2 protein-coding genes are annotated in these 1863 nt (G+C 28.7%); both read right to left on the bottom strand.

The window, feature by feature from the left end; all coding sequences use genetic code 11:
• Positions 1-59: 59 nt before the first annotated feature.
• Positions 60-602 carry a hypothetical protein gene (locus ACRC28_RS03780; protein ID WP_438542121.1) on the bottom strand — a complete coding sequence of 181 codons (543 nt, stop codon included), beginning with the start codon at positions 600-602 and terminating at the stop codon, positions 60-62.
• Positions 603-831: 229 nt separating this feature from the next.
• Positions 832-1626: a PHP domain-containing protein gene (locus tag ACRC28_RS03775; RefSeq protein ID WP_438542120.1), complete on the bottom strand. Its 795-nt coding sequence runs from the start codon at positions 1624-1626 to the stop codon at positions 832-834.
• Positions 1627-1863: the final 237 nt, after the last annotated feature.

The following is a 1863-nucleotide window of genomic DNA, read 5'->3' as shown; positions in this document are numbered from 1 at the left end:
AACCCTTCCTTTTTAAAAGAGAAAAAATAGTAAAACTATTTTTTCTCTATTCATATCTCTTATTTATATCCCCAGTCATATCCAAATCCTGACCATTGCTTTGCAAATACTGTTTTCGTATCTGTCCCTGCTATAATCCCATTTATCATATAATTAGATGTTTGTGTCACATTAGTTTGCTTATATATATTTCGTGCATCTACCCAATAAGTTTTACTAGAGTTTGTTGTTGGTATTGTATATGATGCTGTTCTTGAAAATCCTGAATTAAATGTGTATCCTACAGAACTTTCTAATGTTCCTTTTCCCACTTTTAACGTTCCACTATACGTATTACTTACAGTTTTTTCTGATTTTATAGTTAATGAACCACCGGCTCCTGCTCCTCGTGCTTCTCCAACTCGCTCCCAACTACCATAAGCATTTCCTCCAGATGTTTTTGATTTAATGACCCATGCAGTCCAGTATTCATTTGCTATATCTTTTGTCTCTTTTTTATTTTTTTCTGTAGTTTGATTTGGCATAGAATTACCATATGCTATCTGTGATGTTATTCCAATTAATGAACAAATTAATATTAAAATTGTAAAAATTCTTTTCATAACTCCTCCTCTCTTAAATTGATATATATATATATATATATATCAATTTAAGATTATTTAAATAATACTTAAATAACTACATATTTAAAACAGTATTCTAATCTTTTTATTATTTATCTTTATATAACAAAAATAGTGTTCTTTGTTACTACAAAATAAATCTCTAGTCTAAATAACTAGAAATTTTATAAAGATATTTTAATGTTAATCATATTCCAATCTTTCTTACTTAGAAAATTTCTATATAATTTTCAGGACACAAGCAACTTCCAAGAGTAGATTTACCAAAAGCCCCATGATAGTCACTTCCTCCTGTTAATATAAGTCCATATTCATCTCTAAAGATTCGTACTCTTTCCTTATCCCAATTTTTTTGAGATGGATGATTTACTTCAATACCATCTAATCCAACCGATACAAGCTCTCCTATAATTCTAAAAGAATCAAGTTCTGCTGGATGTGCTAAAACAGCAATTCCTCCATCTTCTTTAATAGCCTTAACTGCATGAAGTGCATCTACATATTCAATATCCCTATCTAAAGGTCCACCATTTTTAAAAACATTTCTATAAACACTTCCATAAATCTCACTTGTATAACCCATTCTTATAAGCTCCTCTAAAATATGTTGCTTATAAAGAACCTTTCTATCTTTTAAAATCTTTTCTTTATCAACCTTATATCCAAGCTCTATTAACTTTTCTAATTGCCATAAACTATTTTCATTTCTCTTCTCTAAAATAGGCTTACATAGCTTTTCAATATTTTTTCCTTCGCTAAATTTATATCCTAAAATATGAACCTTTCTTTTTCTTCTAAAATCATAAGCAGAAATTTCAACACCTTTAATAACAGAAACTCCAATCTCTTCTCCAAGATTTATAGCTTGGTCTAAACCCTCAATAGTATCATGGTTCGTTAAAGCAATTTTTCCAATTCCTAATTCTTTAGCCTTATTTAAAATTTCAATAATAGAATCTTTTCCATCAGATATATTAGAATGTACATGCATATCAATCTTCATAAAACCACGCCTCCTTCTTCTTTTCTAAAGTATATCTTGGCGCTATGTTAGATGTCCTTTAAGTATTGTTAAATCTTTTTTATTACATAAAAAACTACTTCGCTATAACTCGAAGTAGTTTCTCACATCACTAATTTTTTTTCATACTATACAATAATAATATTTTTTTATTTAAGGAGGTTTTATTTATGCCATCTGTTTCAGGAACTTTAAAACATGCTGGAACTCGAAATGGAT

It is taken from the genome of Clostridium sp. (assembly GCF_051650885.1).
Classification (GTDB): domain Bacteria; phylum Bacillota; class Clostridia; order Clostridiales; family Clostridiaceae; genus Clostridium.
Note: the sequence above shows the minus strand (reverse complement) of the source record. Positions and strands in the feature narration are given on the sequence as shown.